Source organism: Photobacterium leiognathi (assembly GCF_030685535.1).
GTDB lineage: Bacteria > Pseudomonadota > Gammaproteobacteria > Enterobacterales > Vibrionaceae > Photobacterium > Photobacterium leiognathi.
This window is the reverse complement of record NZ_CP131601.1, coordinates 2,321,619-2,341,368: the sequence shown is the minus strand read 5'-3', so window position 1 is coordinate 2,341,368 and position 19,750 is coordinate 2,321,619. Positions and strand designations below refer to the sequence as shown.

Below are 19,750 nucleotides of genomic sequence, written 5' to 3'. Positions count from 1 at the left end.
ATGAAAATTGCCATTGCTGGTACAGGGTATGTAGGCCTGTCTAATGCTATGCTTTTAGCGCAGCATCATGAGGTTATTGCTGTAGATATTATCGAAGAAAAAGTAAAATTACTTAATGACAAAATCTCTCCAATAGCAGATAAGGAAATTGAAGATTTTCTTCAAAATAAAGAGTTAAACTTTACTGCAACGTTAAATAAAGAATTAGCTTATAAAGATGCAGAGTATGTGGTGATTGCCACACCAACGGATTACGATACAGAAAACAACTATTTTAATACTTCGTCAGTAGAAGCAGTAATTAAAGATGTAATGGCAATCAATCCTGACGCCGTCATGGTAATTAAATCGACAGTACCTGTTGGCTATACCATGCAGGTAAAAGGGCTGTTTAGCTGTGAGAATATTATTTTCTCGCCAGAGTTTTTACGTGAAGGTCGTGCGCTTTACGATAATCTCTATCCATCTCGTATTATCGTTGGTGAGCAAAGTCAGCGCGCTCAAGTTTTCGCTAATCTTCTTGTAGAAGGTGCTATCAAAGAAGATATACCTGTATTGTTCACAGACTCCACAGAAGCGGAAGCGGTTAAATTATTCTCTAATACTTACCTTGCTATGCGTGTTGCTTACTTCAATGAATTAGATACTTATGCCGCATCTAATGGCTTAGATTCACGCCAAATTATTGAAGGTGTTGGCTTAGATCCTCGTATTGGTAATCACTACAATAATCCATCATTTGGTTATGGTGGTTATTGTTTACCTAAAGACACTAAACAACTTCGTGCAAATTATCGTGATGTACCAAATAACATCATTGGCGCGATTGTTGATGCGAATACAACTCGTAAAGATTTTATTGCAGACTCTATCATTGCTAAAAATCCGAAGCGTGTTGGTATTTATCGACTAATCATGAAGGCGGGTTCTGATAACTTCCGAGCATCTAGCATTCAAGGCATTATGAAGCGCATTAAAGCGAAAGGTATTGAAGTCGTTGTTTATGAGCCTGTGTTAAAAGAAAAAGAGTTTTTTAACTCACTAGTTATTGAAGATTTATCTGATTTTAAACAAAGCTGTGATGTGATTGTTTCAAACCGTATGGTTGAAGAGCTTTCTGATATTGCCGATAAAGTTTATACCCGTGATCTATTTGGTAACGATTAATATATTACTTCTCCATTTATAAGTTGAGCTATTATGAAATATTTAGTAACTGGTGCTGCTGGTTTTATCGGTAGTGCTATTACTGAGCGTCTAACTGCGCTTGGTCATCAAGTAGTTGGTATCGATAATTTAAATGATTATTACGATGTAAATTTAAAATTATCTCGTTTAGCACGTATTGAGCATCCTAATTTCGAATTTATTAAATTAGATTTAGCTGATCGTGAAGGCATGGCTGAGCTATTTAAAGTGCAGCAGTTTGATCGCGTAATTAACTTAGCCGCTCAAGCGGGTGTTCGTTATTCTATTGATAACCCACTAGCTTATGCTGATAGTAATTTGGTTGGCTTTGTAAATGTATTAGAAGGCTGTCGCCATAATAAGGTTAAGCATCTAATTTATGCCTCTTCTAGCTCTGTTTATGGCTTGAATGCTAAAACGCCATTTGAAACAAGTGACTCAGTTGATCACCCAATTTCACTTTACGCAGCTAGTAAAAAAGCAAATGAGCTAATGGCTCACACTTATTCACATCTTTATAATTTACCAACAACAGGCTTACGTTTCTTTACAGTTTATGGTCCTTGGGGCCGTCCTGATATGGCATTGTTTAAGTTCACCAATAAGATTATGAATGGCGAGGAAATCGATATTTATAATAATGGTGATATGCAACGCGACTTTACATATATCGATGACATTGTTGAAGGTATTCTACGTATTCAAGATGTAGTACCTCAGAAACAAACTGACTGGTCTGTAGAAACTCGGTTCACCAGCAGACAGCTCTGCACCTTATCGTGTTTACAATATTGGTAATGGTAAGTGTGAAAAGTTAATGGATTATATTGAAGCACTTGAATCAAGTTTAGATATTCAAGCGAAGAAAAACTTCATGCCAATGCAGCCAGGTGATGTATATAAAACCTACGCAGATACTAGCGGTTTGTTTGAAGCTACTGGCTATAAGCCTCAAACACCAATTAAAGAAGGTGTTGAGAACTTTGTTCAGTGGTATCGCGATTTTTACAATAAATAAGTCCTTCATTAAATACGGATGAATAATGAACAACAAAATAAAAAAAGCTGTCATTCCAGTGGCAGGGCTAGGTACTCGTATGCTTCCGGCAACCAAAGCAATTCCAAAAGAAATGCTACCGTTAGTGGATAAGCCGCTTATTCAATATATTGTGAATGAGTGTGTCAACGCGGGTATTAAAGAAATTGTATTAGTGACGCACTCTTCTAAAAACGCGATTGAAAACCACTTTGATACCTCATTTGAGTTAGAAGCAACATTAGAAGCGCGTGTTAAACGTCAGTTGTTAGATGAAGTTCAAGCAATTTGTCCTAAAGATGTGACCATTATGCATGTGCGTCAAGGTCAGGCAAAAGGCTTAGGTCATGCTGTCTTGTGTGCCAAACCGCTAGTTGGTGATGAGCCGTTTGTCGTTGTATTGCCAGATGTAATTATGGATGAATACACCGCCGATCAAAGCAAAGAAAACTTAGCAGCGATGATCAATCATTTTGAACAAACAGGTGCGAGCCAAGTCATGGTAGAGCCTGTGCCAATGAGCGATGTGTCAAAGTACGGCGTGGTTGATTGTAACGGTACTGAGCTAAAAGTAGGTGAGTCTTGCCCTATGACGCGTATGGTTGAAAAGCCAGCTATTGAAGATGCACCGTCTAACCTTGCTGTGGTTGGTCGTTATGTTTTATCTCATAACATTTGGGATAAGCTAGCAATGACACCACCAGGTGCAAGTGATGAGATACAGCTAACTGATGCCATTGATATGCTAATGCAAGATGAAACCGTTGAAGCTTTCCACATGACTGGTCGCTCTCACGATTGTGGTGACAAGTTAGGTTATGCAAAAGCATTTGTTGAATACGGTATGCGCGATAAAGCATTAGGCGAAGCCTTCACTGCTTATATCAAAACACTCAATGATACCTCGTTCACTGATAGTTTAGATCTCACACCATTAAGTGAAAAAACAGACGCGTAATTATCTGTTATCGCGTAAATAAAACAGCCCGATATTCGCTCTTTATTACTAGTGCTTAATAATATCGGGCTGTTTTTGTTTGGGGCTTAGTCAGATTTGATCACGCCACCAGAGCGCATTAAATCTGAAAAGGCACTGCCGTCATTGCGCGCAGCATTAAACACATAGGGGGCATAAATTTCAAACAGCAAACGTGTATTACTGTGCCCAAGCAGTTGCGATACATAGAGTGGATTTTCATGGGCTGCCAAATGCAGCACTGCTGCGGTATGGCGGGTTTCATAAGGGCGACGTGTTTTTAATCCTGCACGTTTAAGTGTCGGGTGCCAGACTTGTTTGCCAATATAGCGGGTATCCAGTGGTTCGCCATCGTCATTGGTAAACAGAAAATCGTCAGGTTCAGTTAACGTTGCGGTAATACGCTCAAGAGAGGATGATAAAATATCATTGATGGGTAAATCACGGCGTGATTTTGGGGTTTTCACATCGGTAATTTCACCATTCACCACATTTTGACGGACTTTTATTAAGCGGTGATCAAAATCAATATGCTTAAGTTGAAGGCCGTGCACTTCACAACTTCTCATCCCTGTCATAAAACGCAGTAGAAAATAGTCATACCATGCTGGTTCGACATAATCTAAAAAGCGTTTTACTTCCTGTAATGTCATCGGTGAACTGTCAGCTTTCTGCTCTCGCAATGCGCGGTAGCGTGAAAAGGGATAATCAAATTTAAATTCTTCTGCCGCCACAATCATAATCGAAATTAACGGCCATAAAATATTATTAACGCGTGCATTCGATAATATGCGGCTACCATCTTCTTTTTCCATCTCGGTTAATTGCTGACGAAATTGATCTAATTGATTTAGGTAAATTTCATTGATTAGGGTATTACCAAAAAACGGGATCAAGTAATGATGTACGTTACGCTCAACGGTTTTGCGGTAGCTGTTTTTCCATTTAGGTGCTTGTTGCGCTATCCATTTCTTTGCAAAATCATCAAAGTAGGGAAAGAAACGATCGGGGTATTTGTCCCGTTGCAATTGCTCAAACAATTCGACCTTTTTACTGTCAGGAAAGTAATCACGGTATTGAAAGGTGTTTAAATCAATTTCGGCATTGATTTGTTTAATGGTCGCTTTTGCAATTTTGAGGTTCTTCGGTGTGGCAGGCATGCCTGAAGTTTCACGAAAGCGTTCGCCATAAATGTGAATATCGTATTGAATGATCCCATTAGGGCGCACTCGAATGTTAGCCATATCAAGTCTCCATCAGATAGATCTACCCATCGCCGAGAGACTTAGATACACTGAATCTGTCGGCTGAGCTTTGGTTCGCTTAAACGTCGGGGCAGCCGATACGAGGCGAAGTGGTTGCCGCCACTTCGTCTCAACTGCCAAACTGAGACAGTAATGAATTACTGTGCATATCTAACCTTAGTCGACACTGGATATTTGTCCAGTCCTCTTCCTAAAGTCTTTTAAATCCCGTCAAAGCCAAGAAAATCCTGCTGGGAACCATCTTCTCGATGTTGTTTCTTGCTAAGTGCCAATAGTTTTTGCATCGCACTAAGATTTTGGCTATTCGTGTCAAGCGTAATAGGAATACTGTCGTAAGGGCGCTCAGTATCATACTCATTATAAAAGCCTAACTTTCTTGAACCATCCGGCGCTTTTAAAATACGCAAGGTCATGCTCTTCATATCCGTAATATTTTTGAGCTTCACTTTCAGCAATTGATTTAAGTTGATGTTGTAGAGCAAGATCTGTTTCGCAGTAATACTTAATGCAGAAAGGCTTTTAAAACTCTCAACAGTGAACCCAAAACCAGAGAGAAAAGCTTCATTATCGATAATGTAGAGTAAGCTAAGGTTGTTACTTTTAATTTGGTTTACGCGTGTGTAGGTTTCAATTTCTGACTTTAAGGAAGAGATATCAACAACACATTTCACTTCCGTTTCGTAATCCACTTTGGATTTACTCTCAAATTCAGTCAATGATGCCAGTGAGCGAGAGTAGCAATGATGACCATCGGTAACGGTAAGTTGTTCATTATCGACACTGAACATAATCGAATCAGATTGCGTATTACCACAAATATGTTTTAAAACCGAAAGTCCTTCTTGGTTAGCGACTAAATCAACTTTTTCCTCCAGATCATCAGGCAGAGGAAACGTTGAAACATCATTATCACGTTGTACTGTGATCTCGTTTTTTGTCTTATCGATTTTAAAAAATTCTAACGGACGATGACTTTCTGCCACATTCAGTATGGGAGCTAATGCATCAACCGAGATGCTTTGGTACGACTTATTTCCAATGGTTGTGAAATAATCGATGTGCTCTTGGCAAGGTGAGTCACATTTCCAACGACGTACACCTTGGTCGTGGGTGTATCCAATCACATAAGTATCGCCACTGGTGTGCTCATCGATTTCCAATTCAATATGTTCATTCTCTAGCACGGATTTTAAGCAATTGTGGTAATAGTATTTGAACATGTCAGCGTCAATGGACCATTTTCCATCTTGGAGCGTGGGATCTTGTCCGTCAAAAGGCAGTTTTACCATGGTTGGCTCACCACTTTTTCCGCCAATAAGACAAATATGATTAGCTGCTTGATCGATGATAAAAGTGAGAAGTGGCACACGCTCTGTTTTATCGAAACTGTCTAACATCTTAGTAATATGTGGATGGTAGTACTTATCCATGGATAGTTTTTTCATATTGTTCTCTCTTCGGGTACGTTAAAAAATTACATAGCATTTGAAATAACAATGGTGCTTGAGGAATAAAGGTCAGTGTGATGGTCAGTTGGCTACTCCCTCTGTCTACTTTTCTCGTTGCGAGTGTGTCTTTGTCGGTGGAAAAATAAGTCTCAAGAAGCTGGAGGTTTTTAGTTATTTTGCTTTTTCGGTTTTGTTGAAGCTCAAAAATAAAGTGGCAGCACCTAAAGAGTGGCGTTCTAAATACTTGTTGAAAACGCAAGCCATTGTCTCTTTTACAGCGAACCGTCAAAGATAGTGTCTGGTTGTCTCGGTTGACAAAGATTGGCCCAAGTTGATGAAGCGCTTGCCGTTGTTGCTTGGTAAAGGAAATTGGCTGATGTCTACCTGATAGTGCCCAAAACGCACTGAGTGAGGAGAAAATCGTTTCATTATCAGTAGTTAATAATTTCAATAAATGCTGAGTTTGATAATTAAAAACAGTGGTTGATGACTGACGCTTATCAGGCTGGACAATGCTCTCTGTGCAATGTGATAACCACAAAGCAAGAAAATGATTGCCATCTTTCGGTACTTCAAAACTGTCTTGAATAAGTGAGACCTGTCTGAGTTGTTTAAATCCTTTTTTCTTTAACAAATAGGGGGTTAACTCAAGCTCACTTAGCCTTAATGTTAAATGGGTTCCTGTATCTTGGTTTTTTGATGTAAGCGTGTTTAAAAAGCGAAAGACATCTTTAGACTCTGGCTTTATGCCAAGTAAATAACGTAATTCATTGTGTTCAAAGCAACGCTCATTGATTAAAAACAGTGGTGGAAGCCATTCAATCCCATGTAAGTAACTCCAGCGAGTGGTGGCATAATGGCTATGACCGAGTTGTTCGCCGATAACATCAAACAATAATCCATCATTCATATGTGAAAAGTCGCGACCTTCAAGCCAAAAATGAAATCGCTCTTGGCACGCTTGCTTTGTCAATATCGCTTGCGTTGCGTCTCCTACACAGAAAGGAGAGTTATCCCAATCAAATGCGAGTAGCAATCCTTGTTGCATTAGCCAGTGAGCTCCACTGTGGCGAAGATGATGAAAACGCACATTGTTGCCCCACAGCGCTTTCAGAGCCTTAGTGACGGGCAAAAGGTAATGTAATTGACGAGAAGTCATCGACTCATTTTCAAAGCCAAGTAAAGGTGTTGTGGGTGAGCAATGGCGTTTGATATGGCGAACAACACGAACGAGTTTGGCAATAGATTCGGGTAATGTGAGGTAAACAAAACGTGTTGACTTATTTTTTGTGTTGCCCTCACTCGTATTACAGATTCGCAAAGTAAAACGGCAAGGATTATCAGGATTACACACAATATCTTGGCAACGAAGCCGTAATACTTCCCCGCGTCGTAATGCGCTATAAAAGCCTAAAATTAAGGCGACAGCACAAAAAAGACGTTGTAGTGCACTGCCATTGGATTGAGATAATAACGCTTCAAGCGTGATGAAACATTGATCGACACTTAAACGAAAAGGATCAACGCTTAAAGAAAGAAAAGGGGATGAAAATTGGCTAATATCAAAATGCTCTGTCACCGACAATTGTGGTAGAAAACGTAAAAAGTTATAGATGAGCCAACGATCCCCCTCACTGTCGATACTTTCGTAAAGCGTCGTTGCCCATTGCATTAAGCCATCATGATCACAGGCCTGAATATAGGTCAGTGGGTGGTTGCTGAGTGTTTTATAGATATTGGTATATTTACTCAAGCTGCTCACACTCAGTGTGGCTGCTTTCACGCCACCATATTGGATTAAGTCATAGGTGAAGAAATATAAAATTGTCGGAACAATATTGTCGTGATGCCAAGCGGGAGGTGTTGAAAATTGCTCGCTTAACAGCGCTTTCCATTTCGAAGATGGCTGATTTTTGATGGTTTTAAGTAAGTCTCGGTGAGGCCAACCTTGAGATTTATTAGAAGAAAACGTGCTGTAATCAGGCTGATGCCAATCTTGATCGTAAATATTCGAAATAGCATGGTCATGTTGTGCTTGAGAGGGGCTCGGATGAAAGGCCACATGACGATGCGGTTGGCTCATATCTAAGAGTAGTACGCTAGAGAGCCCATATTCGATAAGCCAAATTTGTTGAAAACAATGTTGCCATTGGCTCAAAGTCTTATTTTCGAGGTAGTAAGGTGCTGCGGATAAATACGCATTGAGCCTCTGGTGTAATCCCTTTGTTGTTACCTTTTGCTCTTTAGTACCAAAGTAATCAAGTAATAACCGACAAGTAAACGGGGTTAATGCGTAACGGGTAAAATAATTCGGTTGCTGAGTGTTTGAGGCTCGTTTGGATTGGTGATAGACAACTAAGGTTAATTGTTGCTCGTAGAGTTCGATAGCGTCAGGACGATTAAGAATATCAGCCCAGTAAGCGAGAGGGAGTGGCGCGACTTCAATACTGAGTGCGACAGTGATAAAACCGATGTGAAGTACAGGGCGATGATTGAGAAAGTCGAGTCTATCTTTAAGATAATCCTCATAGAGACGGGATGCATCATGCGCTTGTAGACTGATTAATTGCATCCACGCTAACTGGGTATCGTTTAGCTTCTTATTTTGAGGTTGAGGAAGTTGCCAGCCGCAATACTGATGAAGATAAAATAATGTATTATCTAATGCTCGCAATAATACGCGTTGTTTTCCCGAAGGGATTGTTCTGATGGCGTTTTTAATCACACGCATTTCATCGTCGGAGATGTAACGTTGGGAATGCTGATCCTCATGTAATAATGTGATGATATGGGTTAAATGTGTTTTATCTTCGCAAGGTAAGCCCAACTGCTCATGTGCTTCAATAATGTCATTAGTAATATCATCAAGTTGACTATTTCCTATCATGAAGCCTCCACCACATCATTGAATGAAAATCGTGTTGATGGATCACTGGTGAAATACAGTTTTTCTGGCAAGTGATTTAAAAAGGCGAAAAGCGCTTTTTTATTGCTTGGGAAACATAAATCACTGCCAAGGTGTTCCCCAAATGATGAATGCCCCATTAAGCGATCAATCTGCTGAGTGGTCAGTTGTGGATGAGTGTGTGACTGTGCCATTTGTGCAAAGGTATGTCGTAAACAATAAGGGACAACGGTATTGATATCAGTATCTCGATAAGGCCAATATTGCTGCATAAATTGGCGCATGATTTTGGCATTCAATACTTGGACTTGATTATCCTTATCTAACAAAAACCATAAATAGGGCGATGTTGTTTTAATATTGAGCTGTGTGAGCAAACCTTGTTGAATTGACAAGTAATAGCGAATGGATTCTTGTAAAAAATCACAAAGATAAATAACACGATAGCGACCTTTATCTGAATGTATGGCTTGTTTAACGCCATAACGTCGACGCTTTTCAAGTGAAAGTGCGTGGGTCGGCCTCACCCCCGTTAAAATCAAAAATTGAAACGCAAGTTGATACGTTAATGCATTGTAGTAGTCGATTAATTGTCTTTTTGTCCAACACGGATGGGGAATACAGTCTTTAACATGCTCATCAATCACATCAAAAAAACGTCGCACTTGATCAAGGGGTAATGCTCGGCGTGAACCTATCTCGATAGAAGGTAATTGAATGTATTGATAGCCTTGATTCTCCGCATTCTTCCGTCTCTCAAAAGCATTGATCTCCCCTTTTGGGTTTAAATAGGAAGGGGGAGTGATGCTGGCGTCAAATAACAACGCCATCTTGTGATGAGCATTGTTGATTGAAAGGTTGATACCATATTGTTTACTGGCAGTGTCTAATCGTTTTAAATACTGATTGTGCGCACGAAATATTTTATAACGGATCTGGTTGCTGTTTTCCTTTTGATAAGCTTTAGCACTGGCGTGATGCAGAACATGCTCTGGCAACACAATGGATTTTGCAGTTGTTGATAGATAAGGACAACGTTGAGCCATGATGGTGAAATAGCGGAAAAACACATCCTTTCTCAGTCAGCCAAACTGGGTATAGTGTTTTGGAGTCTTCCATGATTTATCAATGAGAACCCAAAGTTGTTGTCTCTGTTGAGCGCTAAGTAACGGCTTTATCGCTGTTGTTGAAAGGGTCTGAACATAGTGATAGAAAAAATTATTTAATATGATTGGGATAGGTTGCCACTGCCAAAAAACGCCCTGTGGCGTCGAATAACATTGAGCATATTCAACCCAAGATTTGCCATCTACATGAATAATACGTAATCGGTGTGCATCGCATGGTTCACTGCCTGTCACACGTGTTAGCGAAGGGATATCGTTAGCGCTTTTTATATTTTCCAATGCTTGCGTCAGCCACAAATAAATAAAAGTAATAAGGCACGCTTCCCTGTCTTTGGTGCACGTAAACATTGCCTTAAAATAATGAATGACTATCGACAATGTATTCACCGTATGGAGTGGGTCGAGCGCAATACCGCCACTGTTATTACTTCGGTTATTTTTGGCTATGGCTGCTTGTAATCCCATCTTGACCTCTCGATTTAGTGGCGAATTGCAGACGCTGAAGTATTGGCAATAACAGCCAGTTTTCGTTTTGAAGGTACAGATTTCATATATTGCTTCGCTAATTGATGACGTTTTGAGAGGTTATGTAATGCTTTCGTTTGAAGCCCGTGATGCAGGCTTGGCGCAATAAAACTCAATGTTTTGATGATGAATTCAGCGTCTTCTAAGGGATAAATAAGCAGTTGGACTTGCAGTGTTGAGGCATAAGGATGCTGTTGGATAAAGAAAAAATCAGCAGCTGGTGAAAGCAAATAATACTGAGAGGGTTTATTGGGATGAGGCACAACAGACAGTGTCATTTGCTCAATTAAAGACTGTATTTCTAAGTTGGACAGGCTGGATAATTGTGCATGGTTGGTCAGCTGAAAATGATCACCCTCTGTGATGTGTGCGAGCAGTGGATGATAAGACAACTGTAATGCTCGAAGAGCGATCATTTTTCTTTTTGCCATGGCGTACCTTAACGTGTTTTTATGGGTCAAAATCTTGACGTGCATAGATATGCTTTTTGCCCCGTTAATTTCTAATAGTCAGTGTCTTTATAGGGTTGACTGTTTTTTAGAAAATTCTCAATAGCGATAATGGTCAAAAAATGAACCCATATGCATATTTGTGAATATTGATCTAGAGATATTGTTAGGTGGGTGTAAATCTCATAAATAAACGTGAAGTACGATCAGAAAAGTTTTCATTTTTATTGAAAAGAGTGACGATTGATGAAGGTCAAAAGTCTGACAAAGAAAGCCATTTTTGTAACTCATTTAGACGCATAGAAAAGAGTTTTATGCAGGATATGCAGTCAGGATGTCGTTGTGAAAATCTTAATAACAGGTGGTGCTGGATTCATGAACTCAATGATTACTCATTACTTGATAAAAAGAGATTTCATCATTTTGATGAGCCATAAGAAGTCGATAATGCCGTTTGATTGAAATGATAAGGATCGGCGAACCGATCCTTATATGAGTGACATTGTGTACTGTTAACTGACTTAACAGGCGACAGTATTAGAAGAAACCCAGAGGATTTATGTCATAACTCACAAGTAAATTTTTAGTATTTTGATAATGGTTAAGCATCATCTTGTGCGTTTCTCGTCCAATCCCTGACTTCTTGTAACCACCAAAGGCTGCGTGTGCTGGATAAGCATGGTAACAGTTGATCCAAACACGTCCTGCTTGAATATTTCGACCCATTCGATAAGCAAGATTTTGATCACGTGTCCATAATCCCGCGCCTAAGCCATAGGTGGTGTCATTAGCAATCGCCAGTGCTTCTTCTTCATCTTTAAATGTCGTAATAGCAGTAACCGGACCAAAGATTTCCTCTTGGAAGACGCGCATCTTATTATGACCTTGAAGTAAGGTTGGTTGAATGTAATAACCTTGCTCCAAGTCGTCTTTTTGTTTTGCTACATCACCACCAAATAATACTTTTGCTCCTTCTTGGCGGCCAATATCAAGATAACTTAAAATTTTGTTGTATTGCTCTTCTGATGCTTGCGCCCCGACTTGGGTATCGGTATCTAAGGGATTACCTTGTATGATGCTTTTAGCACGCTCGGAGACTTTTTCGATAAACTTTTCGTAGATTGACTCGTGCACTAATATGCGAGAAGGGCAGGTACACACTTCACCTTGGTTAAAGAACGCAAGTAATGTTCCCTCAATACATTTATCAAGGTATTCGTCTTCATGATCAAACACATCCGCGAAATAGATATTTGGAGATTTACCGCCCAACTCTACGGTGGATGGAATGAGGCTATTTGCCGCACATTTAAGAATATGATTCCCTACTTCTGTAGAGCCCGTGAACGCTAACTTGGCAATTCGATGACTCGTTGCCAGTGCTTGACCAGCTTCAGGACCAAAGCCGTTGACAATATTTACAACACCAGGTGGTATGAGATCACCGATCTTTTCCATTAATACCATGATCGATGTCGGCGTCTGCTCCGCAGGTTTGAGTACCACACAACAACCTGCAGCCATCGCTGGCGCTAACTTCCATGCCGCCATTAACATCGGAAAGTTCCACGGAATGATCTGTCCTACAACACCAATGGGCTCTGGAAAGTGGTAACTTGCTGTGTTTGCGTCTAACTCTGCTGCACTGCCTTCTTGGGCACGAATACAGCCTGCAAAATAACGGAAATGATCGACAACGAGTGGAAGATCGGCGGCCAATGTTTCCCTCATCGGTTTTCCGTTATCCCACGTTTCAACAACAGCAAGCTCTTCAATATTCTGTTCGATGCGATCGGCGATTTTGAGCAAAATATTGGATCGTTCTGTCACACTGGTTTTGGCCCATTGCTCTCTTACACTGTGCGCGGCATCTAAAGCAAGATCGATATCAGCACCAGTAGAGCGTGCGACCTTGCAATAGACTTGCCCATTAATAGGTGATGTATTGTCAAAATAGTCGCCATTTAAGGGTTTAACCCACTTCCCACCGATATAGTTGTCGTAATGAGACTTGAAATCAACGATTGAATTTTTACTTCCTGGCTGAGCATAAATCATGATGCATCCTTAAGTAATATTTCAGTTTCTTGACGTGAATATTTGAGTGCTAAGTTCGAAGTTTCACAATATTTAAAATCACACTAAGTCAAATCCTATGTCTACCATATCCACTATGCCGTTATTCAAGTGTAACTGTATGATTAATATGGAATATAAAAAACAGCTTAGATTCGAATCTGTGCGAGCGAAAATACAGCTATTCTTTACATAAAGTGATATAGCATAATTATAACAAAGCTCAGGAAGTCGCAGGTAAAGAAGACAAAATGATATTTGCAGTCATGGGCAATATTAGTGGTGGTGATTCTTTTAGTAATCGAAGAACTACCAACGTTGTTGAAAGAGTTTTCCATTGTAAATAAAAAATGCTTTCGTTTGAGATAATATACCGCGGTCATAACTCGATAATTGACTGTAATTTAGGCTGTTATTGGTTTCTATCGTCATTATGTCATGAAGTCTCATTGATTCATTATTGGTTGTTAAGTCGACTTCTAATAAATACAAACCATCAAAATCCCATATAAAGTTACTTTGGTAGACACTCATAGGCACCGCTATTTTCTCTGGTTGTCCGCTATTTGAAGATAAAAAACTTAAGGCTCTATGATTATAAAGGGCAGGACTGTAGCTATAACTATCTCCTACAATAAGTTCTGTAAGCACTTGAGGTTGACTGGGAACAGAGACATCAAATAACGCAAGCTTTACACCGCCACTCCAGTCACTCTCTTTCCCCAAGCCGAAAACGAGCTTTTCATTAAATGGATGTAGGTAGGTTGAAAACCCTGGTAATTCAAGTTCACCCAGTATTTTAGGTAAGGCAGGATTTTTTAAATCAATAACATAAAAAGGATCTTGCGTTAAAAAGGTGACGATATACGCTCTATCTTGACTAAATCGAACGCCAAAAATATTTTCACCAGGCTTGCCTATTGGCTCGGGATTTTGCGCGTTAGGTAGTGAAGCCAGCTTAGTCATCTCGGTATCAGTGAGCTTTAAAGTATGTAATTGATGGTCAAGTCGATTATCAGTGGTGATGATTCTGAGGTGCTCTTGGTATTCGCTTAAGCGAAAGGGTTGATTGTATCCAACTCTTCCATTAAGACGTTGTTTACCCGCTTTGATAGGACCACTATCACTGAGTTTAAAACGATAGATATCGCTAAAAGCCTCGCTCTCAAGACCGTTAATATCATAAAAAGCACTATCAATAGATAAATACAGTGCATCGTATGAAACATAGGTATTGTTTGAATTTGCGGCCAAGCAGGCAGAAGAAATATTGGTTATGTCGTTTAAATCAATAATTGATATAAGGGTTAAGCTAGCGTCCGCGATAATATCGTCATCAGGGATTTGACAGGAATCGTGATCGATAAGCGGGATTTCATTGCCGTTGATATTCATGTTAGGCAATAACTCTTTTAACGTCACTTTTTGTATTAATTCCTCATTATGTTTCTTTTGTTCATCATCTATCGGGTATTGTATAAAGCTGTCTAACGCTGGAGCGTGGATAATAGGCATAAAGCTGCTAACGACATAGAGTTTATTATCCATTTTTCTACTTGTTAATAGACGACCCGGAACATGAATGTTCATTTTTTCTATTAAATTACTCATTGGTAAACGAGCATCATAACCTCTTAGTTGTATACCTTGCTTCCAATCATCTGCAAGTAATAACAATTGAGGGTTTTCCCCTTGGTGAATATAAAGCCCGCTGACTGTCCCGAGGTCATCTGCAAGTGGGAATTCAACTATTGGATCATTATCATTAGGGGGAGCGTTGAGGTCGAAAACCCGAATACCTTGTTTATAGGGTGAAGTGTTTTCAATACTCGTGTCAGCGAGCGCTGGGGATGCTTCTAAATAATAATAAACCCGTTCATCATAATAACTAAACGCATAACCATCGTAATGTTTTACAAAGTCAGCCTCATCAATCCCAGCCTCTTGTACATTGGTGTCAGAAAAGGTTGAATTCGCAGGTGAAGTGGATGTACTTTCTACCATCACCATATCAGAGTTTAAGTTTGTATCTCTTTGAATGACAGTCGCATTCTTTACCTCGAGTCCTTTTTTCAAGTAGCTCTCTAATAGTGGTATCGTGCTGATATTGCTTTCATTGTTCTCATCCTGAGTGGGCTCGTTATCTATGTGATTATAGATAACTTGTTCATCGCTTTCCTTACAACTAACAAGGCCGAATAAGAAACATAAAATAGGTAATGTAAGCCATTTCGTTTTATTTAAGTTGAGCGTCATAGTACAAGTACTATTGATGAATGATATTTAAAAACTAGTCATAAAGTGTCTTGTTTGCTGTATCTAACAATAAGAATCGGCATTGATTGTTACCTTAATGATTTGATAACGCGTTGTAATACAGAGTTACTAATGAAAAAAAATGCTTGAAACCATAGCGTTCATAGAAATGTTTTGCTTCGTTTTTAGCATCAACGATAACAACTGGAAATGCAACGCTTTCACTATAAATCTAGTTTCATTTGAATGCGCTAAAACTAAATGAAAATAATGACAGTTCTATTAATTGAAAAAGACAAGTGTGAAGGCCTAAGTATGCTTATTGGCAATTTTCACTGAATAAATCCTGAATTTGGTGATGTTAAATCCTAATATGCATCACGCAAGTAATGCTTTGTGAGTATAATCACAATTAAATGTAATATGAATTGGTAGCATTTCATCACATTATTTTTCATTAGAACGTTTTTCAGGATTTGCTATGACAAATACAAACCGCAACCTCCTGACATGGATCAGTTTTTTATCTTATGCGCTAACAGGCTCACTGATTATCGTCACAGGTATTGTGATGGGCGATATTGCTAAGTACTTCGACTTACCAATATCGAGCATGAGTAATACCTTCACTTTCTTAAACACAGGTATTTTGATCTCTATTTTCCTCAATGTGTGGTTGATGGAAATTGTGCCGCTGAAACGCCAGCTTATCTTTGGTTTTTGTCTCATGGTATTGGCGATTTTAGGGCTAATGTTTGGGCATAACTTGGCTATTTTCTCTGGCTGTATGTTTGTATTAGGTGTGGTGAGTGGTATCACTATGTCGATTGGTACTTATCTGATCACCCACATTTATGAAGGCAAACAACGGGGTTCTCGTCTGCTGTTTACCGACTCATTCTTTAGTATGGCTGGCATGATTTTCCCTGTGATTTCAGCTGCAGTGTTAGCGCGTCATCTTGAATGGTACTGGGTGTATGTGGCTATCGGCGGTATCTATTTAGCGATTTTTGTTCTGACGTTAATGGCTAAATTCCCTGTGCTGGGTAAAAAAGACGAAGAAGAGTTTGAAGTGATCCCTGAGAAAGAGAAGTGGGGCTTAGGTGTGGTGTTCTTAGCGATTGCAGCACTGTGCTACATTCTTGGTCAGCTAGGGTTTGTTTCTTGGATCCCTGAATACGCGACCAAGGATCTGGGTATGTCGATCACCGATGCAGGTCAATTGGTGAGTTACTTCTGGGGCGCATACATGGTCGGTATGTGGATCTTCAGTGTATTACTGAAGAAATTCGACTTACAGCGTTTCGTCATGGTACTAGCAGCACTCGCAACGGTGCTAATGTACTGGTTCAACAAAGATACCGATGCGAAAACATTACTTTACGTGATTTCAACATTGGGCTTCTTTAGTAGTGCGATTTACACCTCGATCATTACCCTTGGCTCTCAGCAAACCAAAGCAGCATCACCGAAGTTGGTGAACTTCATTCTGCTTTGTGGCACCATCGGTACCATGCTGACCTTTGTGGTTACCAGTCCAATCGTGGATAAGTTTGGTGCGCATGCGGCATTGGTTACCGCGAATGGCTTATACGGCGTGGTCTTTGTGATGTGTTTCTTAGTCGGCTTTGTGACGAAGCATCGTATTTATGGTCATGCAGACGCTGAATAAAATAAGCATTCATTTGAAATAGACAAACCACTACAGTTTTACTGTGGTGGTTTTTTTTATAAAAAATTTATTGATAAATATTCGTTTTAAATGCATTTAATTTATAAAAAAAGAACAATAATATAATGAAATATAAATAGAGATATTCGGTCAATATATTCAGGTATTAATGCTGCAATAATTTACCACCATTATCATTCAATAATAAAACATTTATATATCAGTGTGTTGAATAAGTTTTTGGGCTGGTAAATAAGCGAGAAATCTATTTTATAAATAAGTGCCTAATTTTTAACTTTACAAATAAATATACCAAATTAGCATAGAGTACACTTTTAAGTTTACTTGGATGTAAAGTTGAATCGTTATGACACTCTTTTGGGTAATTTTATTGTTTTTTTTTGCGTCAATAATCACGACGATCTGTGTGTGTTATATCTTTGCAGGAGCAAAAGTGATTGAAAGTGAAGCTTCACCAGATCATATCGAGACTGATAGTGAGTTATGGGCGGAGCTAAAAGACTGACCGTTTATTTGATGAGGGTTTATCGGTCTTTTCAGCCTGAGTAACTGCTTGTCTTTAATTTTTCTCATCGTATTGGCAATGTTAGGACCAATGTTTGGGCATTTTCCTGTCGGTTAATATGGGATAGTCGTAGGAAGTGAATATGTTTTGTATATGCATATTCACTACACAAGTCGAAAACAAACATGTTGCGGAAGAAAATATTTCATCTCACTCAAGTGCAAGTTGATAGCATCCAACGGAGATAAAGCGCTCAAATTTAAAACCGACATTGTTATACGCACCAATCGGCTTAAAACCTAATGATTCATTGAGGCGAACACTGGGTAAATTGGGGAGTGCGATGAGGGCCATCACATTTTTAATACCTATCGCTCTTAACTGTGAGAGTAAAGCCTTATACAACGCTTTACCGTATCCACCGCCGACATGCTGATGTGAGAGGTAAATACTTGATTCAGCGGTATAGCGATAGGCACTTCTTTCATGCCAAGGACTCGCATAAGCAAACCCGATGATATTGCCATTTACTTCTACGACAAGCCACGGATATTGAGCGTGTTGTATTTTCCTAATTCGCTCAAGCATTTGTTCAGTGCTGACCGCTGTTTCTTCAAATGTGATTATCGTTTCATTGATGTAATAGTTATAGAGCTTAGCAATGGCGCTCGCGTCGTCTTCATTGACTGTTCTAATATCCATATTGATCCTTCAAGCATAGTAAGGGAGGGTGATGCTCCCTGTTATACGTCCATCGTAGTTAAAAGGGACACGGTGGTGAAGCGATATTCACTGCATGAACCATTTCCACCAAATAAACAATAAAAAGAAGCCGAATAAATAAATTAATCCAATGATAGAAAACCAGTTTAGTTTTTTTCCCATCGCCAGTGGCTTCGGTAATGCCGTCTTAGAAACTAAGATGTAATTTAATAAAGCAAAGAAAGGGGTGGTGATAAACGCTAAGATCATCGCGAAATTAAGCATGGGTAATAATGCAGAAGCCCAAAAAAGCACAACTCCCAGTGAAGACAGAGAGACGATCAACATGGTTAATGAGGTTGAACGTGGGGAGACGGCGGGCTTTGACTGCAACAGTCGTTGCGCATCAGAAATAACACGTGAATAACCATCGATAACCGTAATGGTACTGCCAAAGATGCAGAAAAATGCAATGACAGCGATAAGATAACGTGACCATTCGCCAATGGTTGATGCATACAAGCTGATCAATTGATGCGAGAAACCTACCCCAGAGGTTTGTAAGACGACACCTGATCCATCAGGCAGTAGTGCCCCGAGTGACATAAAGATCAGGGCCAATACGGCTGTAACAATGTAACCGATGTTGAAATCAAACAGGGCTGATCGAGGTGTCACTGTTTGTTGTTGAGTTTGTTTTTTTAACCACGCTGAAGTTAGACATGAGATTTCAATAGGGGCTGGCATCCACCCCATGGTGATAACAATAAAACCGAGAGCAGAAATTGACCATGGCGAAGGGGAAACAAAATGAGGGATAGCGGTCACTGGGTGTTGGAAAGCGATCATAACCGCAATTAAGGTCGTGATAGTCAAAATCGCCATGATGATCTTCGCTAACATATCGAGTGCTTTATAATGGCCCGTAAATAAAATCACTAAACAGGTAGTCAGCACGATAATACTGAGCGACGACATGGATAGTGAGAACGGAATAAAATAGCCCAGTAAACTGGCACTGAACATTAATAACGCCGCGGTGTTAATAATGGCGGATAGCGTCGTCAGGCATAAAAAAAGGCACAGGTATGGTCGACCCAGTTTCGCGTAGCCTTCCACGAGCGTGCGACCCGTTCCCATGGTGTATTGGATCCCCGCACGAAAAAAAGGATATTTAAAAAGGTTCACCAGGATAATGAGTACAGCCAATTGCCATCCGTATATCGCGTCGGCTTTTGTTGATGCAACAAGGTGTGAGCCACCAACTGCAGCTGAAGCCATTAAAATACCAGGCCCAAGAGAGCGGATAAACTGGAGTAGCCTAGATTGCGGTTTGTGATAAGAGAGTTCCACTGATTCTTATTCCTTACATGTATTCTTCATTAATTGTCCGTGATGGCAATCTTCATTGGCGGCAGCATTAACGCATCATAAAAAGAGAAAAAAAGATTAAGAGGCGTCAGATGAGCGGCGTTCGTTTTTTAAATAATAGGCGTTAGTGTAAATAGATAAGAATTTTTTTCTGGTTAATGCTGATATTTTTAACGCTAGATTTCTTTCCAAGATTTTTTCCCATTCAGTCATGTTTATTCCTCTTCA

Annotated in this window: 14 protein-coding genes and 1 pseudogene; 4 read left to right on the top strand and 11 right to left on the bottom strand. The window is 39.7% G+C overall.

The window, feature by feature from the left end; all coding sequences use genetic code 11:
* The 3 genes and pseudogenes from Q7674_RS17650 to galU all read left to right on the top strand — a co-directional run bounded on the left by Q7674_RS17650 (position 1) and on the right by galU (position 3,182).
* A complete protein-coding gene (locus Q7674_RS17650; protein ID WP_045062645.1) occupies positions 1-1,167 on the top strand; it encodes a nucleotide sugar dehydrogenase in 1,167 nt (388 codons plus the stop codon).
* Between the two features lie 33 nt (positions 1,168-1,200).
* A pseudogene (locus Q7674_RS17645) lies at positions 1,201-2,206 on the top strand (NAD-dependent epimerase).
* 25 nt (positions 2,207-2,231) lie between these two features.
* Entirely contained in the window at positions 2,232-3,182 is a 951-nt protein-coding gene (galU, locus tag Q7674_RS17640; protein ID WP_045062650.1) for a UTP--glucose-1-phosphate uridylyltransferase GalU, read from the top strand.
* 86 nt (positions 3,183-3,268) lie between these two features.
* Here galU and Q7674_RS17635 read toward each other — a convergent pair whose 3' ends face one another.
* The 8 genes from Q7674_RS17635 to Q7674_RS17600 form a co-directional block, all read right to left on the bottom strand.
* Positions 3,269-4,444: a site-specific integrase gene (locus Q7674_RS17635; protein WP_045062652.1), complete on the bottom strand. Its 1,176-nt coding sequence runs from the start codon at positions 4,442-4,444 to the stop codon at positions 3,269-3,271.
* Positions 4,445-4,665: 221 nt separating this feature from the next.
* Positions 4,666-5,910 carry a hypothetical protein gene (locus tag Q7674_RS17630; RefSeq protein ID WP_045062653.1) on the bottom strand — a complete coding sequence of 415 codons (1,245 nt, stop codon included), beginning with the start codon at positions 5,908-5,910 and terminating at the stop codon, positions 4,666-4,668.
* A complete protein-coding gene (locus tag Q7674_RS17625; protein WP_045062654.1) occupies positions 5,888-8,800 on the bottom strand; it encodes a site-specific integrase in 2,913 nt (970 codons plus the stop codon). The genes Q7674_RS17630 and Q7674_RS17625 overlap by 23 nt, the downstream gene beginning before the upstream one ends.
* Positions 8,797-9,888: a site-specific integrase gene (locus tag Q7674_RS17620; RefSeq protein WP_305422981.1), complete on the bottom strand. Its 1,092-nt coding sequence runs from the start codon at positions 9,886-9,888 to the stop codon at positions 8,797-8,799. The genes Q7674_RS17625 and Q7674_RS17620 overlap by 4 nt, the downstream gene beginning before the upstream one ends.
* Before the next feature lie 12 nt (positions 9,889-9,900).
* Positions 9,901-10,410 (bottom strand): hypothetical protein, encoded by a 510-nt coding sequence (locus Q7674_RS17615; RefSeq protein ID WP_305422979.1) that lies wholly within the window; start codon positions 10,408-10,410, stop codon positions 9,901-9,903.
* A gap of 14 nt (positions 10,411-10,424) precedes the next feature.
* Positions 10,425-10,901, bottom strand: a complete 477-nt coding sequence (locus Q7674_RS17610; RefSeq protein WP_045062656.1) for a hypothetical protein — start codon at positions 10,899-10,901, stop codon at positions 10,425-10,427.
* A gap of 555 nt (positions 10,902-11,456) precedes the next feature.
* Complete coding sequence (exaC, locus tag Q7674_RS17605) at positions 11,457-12,977, bottom strand: acetaldehyde dehydrogenase ExaC (protein ID WP_305422977.1); 1,521 nt, start codon at positions 12,975-12,977, stop codon at positions 11,457-11,459.
* Between the two features lie 327 nt (positions 12,978-13,304).
* The gene (locus tag Q7674_RS17600) at positions 13,305-15,251 is read right to left on the bottom strand and encodes a beta-propeller domain-containing protein (protein ID WP_045062659.1); all 1,947 of its coding nucleotides are present in this window, start codon (positions 15,249-15,251) and stop codon (positions 13,305-13,307) included.
* Between the two features lie 481 nt (positions 15,252-15,732).
* On the opposite strand from Q7674_RS17600, the gene tsgA reads away from it, so the two are divergent.
* Positions 15,733-16,923, top strand: a complete 1,191-nt coding sequence (gene tsgA, locus Q7674_RS17595; RefSeq protein WP_045062661.1) for an MFS transporter TsgA — start codon at positions 15,733-15,735, stop codon at positions 16,921-16,923.
* Positions 16,924-17,659: 736 nt separating this feature from the next.
* Here the strand turns inward: tsgA and Q7674_RS17590 are convergent.
* The 3 genes from Q7674_RS17590 to Q7674_RS17580 form a co-directional block, all read right to left on the bottom strand.
* A complete protein-coding gene (locus Q7674_RS17590) occupies positions 17,660-18,151 on the bottom strand; it encodes a GNAT family N-acetyltransferase (protein WP_305422975.1) in 492 nt (163 codons plus the stop codon).
* A gap of 87 nt (positions 18,152-18,238) precedes the next feature.
* Positions 18,239-19,432, bottom strand: a complete 1,194-nt coding sequence (locus Q7674_RS17585) for an NRAMP family divalent metal transporter (protein ID WP_305422973.1) — start codon at positions 19,430-19,432, stop codon at positions 18,239-18,241.
* A 168-nt stretch (positions 19,433-19,600) separates the two neighbouring features.
* On the bottom strand, positions 19,601-19,735 hold the full coding sequence (locus tag Q7674_RS17580) for a hypothetical protein (protein ID WP_272898474.1): 135 nt from the start codon (positions 19,733-19,735) through the stop codon (positions 19,601-19,603).
* Between the last annotated feature and the right edge of the window lie 15 nt (positions 19,736-19,750).

What these genes read in the sequence shown, in the direction of transcription:
- galU (WP_045062650.1), top strand. Translation starts at nt 2,232, where the DNA reads ATGAACAACAAAATAAAAAAAGCTGTCATTCCAGTGGCAGGGCTAGGT.
- Q7674_RS17615 (WP_305422979.1), bottom strand. Translation starts at nt 10,410, where the DNA reads ATGGGATTACAAGCAGCCATAGCCAAAAATAACCGAAGTAATAACAGT.
- Q7674_RS17590 (WP_305422975.1), bottom strand. Translation starts at nt 18,151, where the DNA reads ATGGATATTAGAACAGTCAATGAAGACGACGCGAGCGCCATTGCTAAG.
- exaC (WP_305422977.1), bottom strand. Translation starts at nt 12,977, where the DNA reads ATGATTTATGCTCAGCCAGGAAGTAAAAATTCAATCGTTGATTTCAAG.
- Q7674_RS17650 (WP_045062645.1), top strand. Translation starts at nt 1, where the DNA reads ATGAAAATTGCCATTGCTGGTACAGGGTATGTAGGCCTGTCTAATGCT.
- Q7674_RS17580 (WP_272898474.1), bottom strand. Translation starts at nt 19,735, where the DNA reads ATGACTGAATGGGAAAAAATCTTGGAAAGAAATCTAGCGTTAAAAATA.
- Q7674_RS17625 (WP_045062654.1), bottom strand. Translation starts at nt 8,800, where the DNA reads ATGATAGGAAATAGTCAACTTGATGATATTACTAATGACATTATTGAA.
- Q7674_RS17610 (WP_045062656.1), bottom strand. Translation starts at nt 10,901, where the DNA reads ATGGCAAAAAGAAAAATGATCGCTCTTCGAGCATTACAGTTGTCTTAT.
- tsgA (WP_045062661.1), top strand. Translation starts at nt 15,733, where the DNA reads ATGACAAATACAAACCGCAACCTCCTGACATGGATCAGTTTTTTATCT.
- Q7674_RS17600 (WP_045062659.1), bottom strand. Translation starts at nt 15,251, where the DNA reads ATGACGCTCAACTTAAATAAAACGAAATGGCTTACATTACCTATTTTA.
- Q7674_RS17635 (WP_045062652.1), bottom strand. Translation starts at nt 4,444, where the DNA reads ATGGCTAACATTCGAGTGCGCCCTAATGGGATCATTCAATACGATATT.
- Q7674_RS17585 (WP_305422973.1), bottom strand. Translation starts at nt 19,432, where the DNA reads ATGGCTTCAGCTGCAGTTGGTGGCTCACACCTTGTTGCATCAACAAAA.
- Q7674_RS17630 (WP_045062653.1), bottom strand. Translation starts at nt 5,910, where the DNA reads ATGAAAAAACTATCCATGGATAAGTACTACCATCCACATATTACTAAG.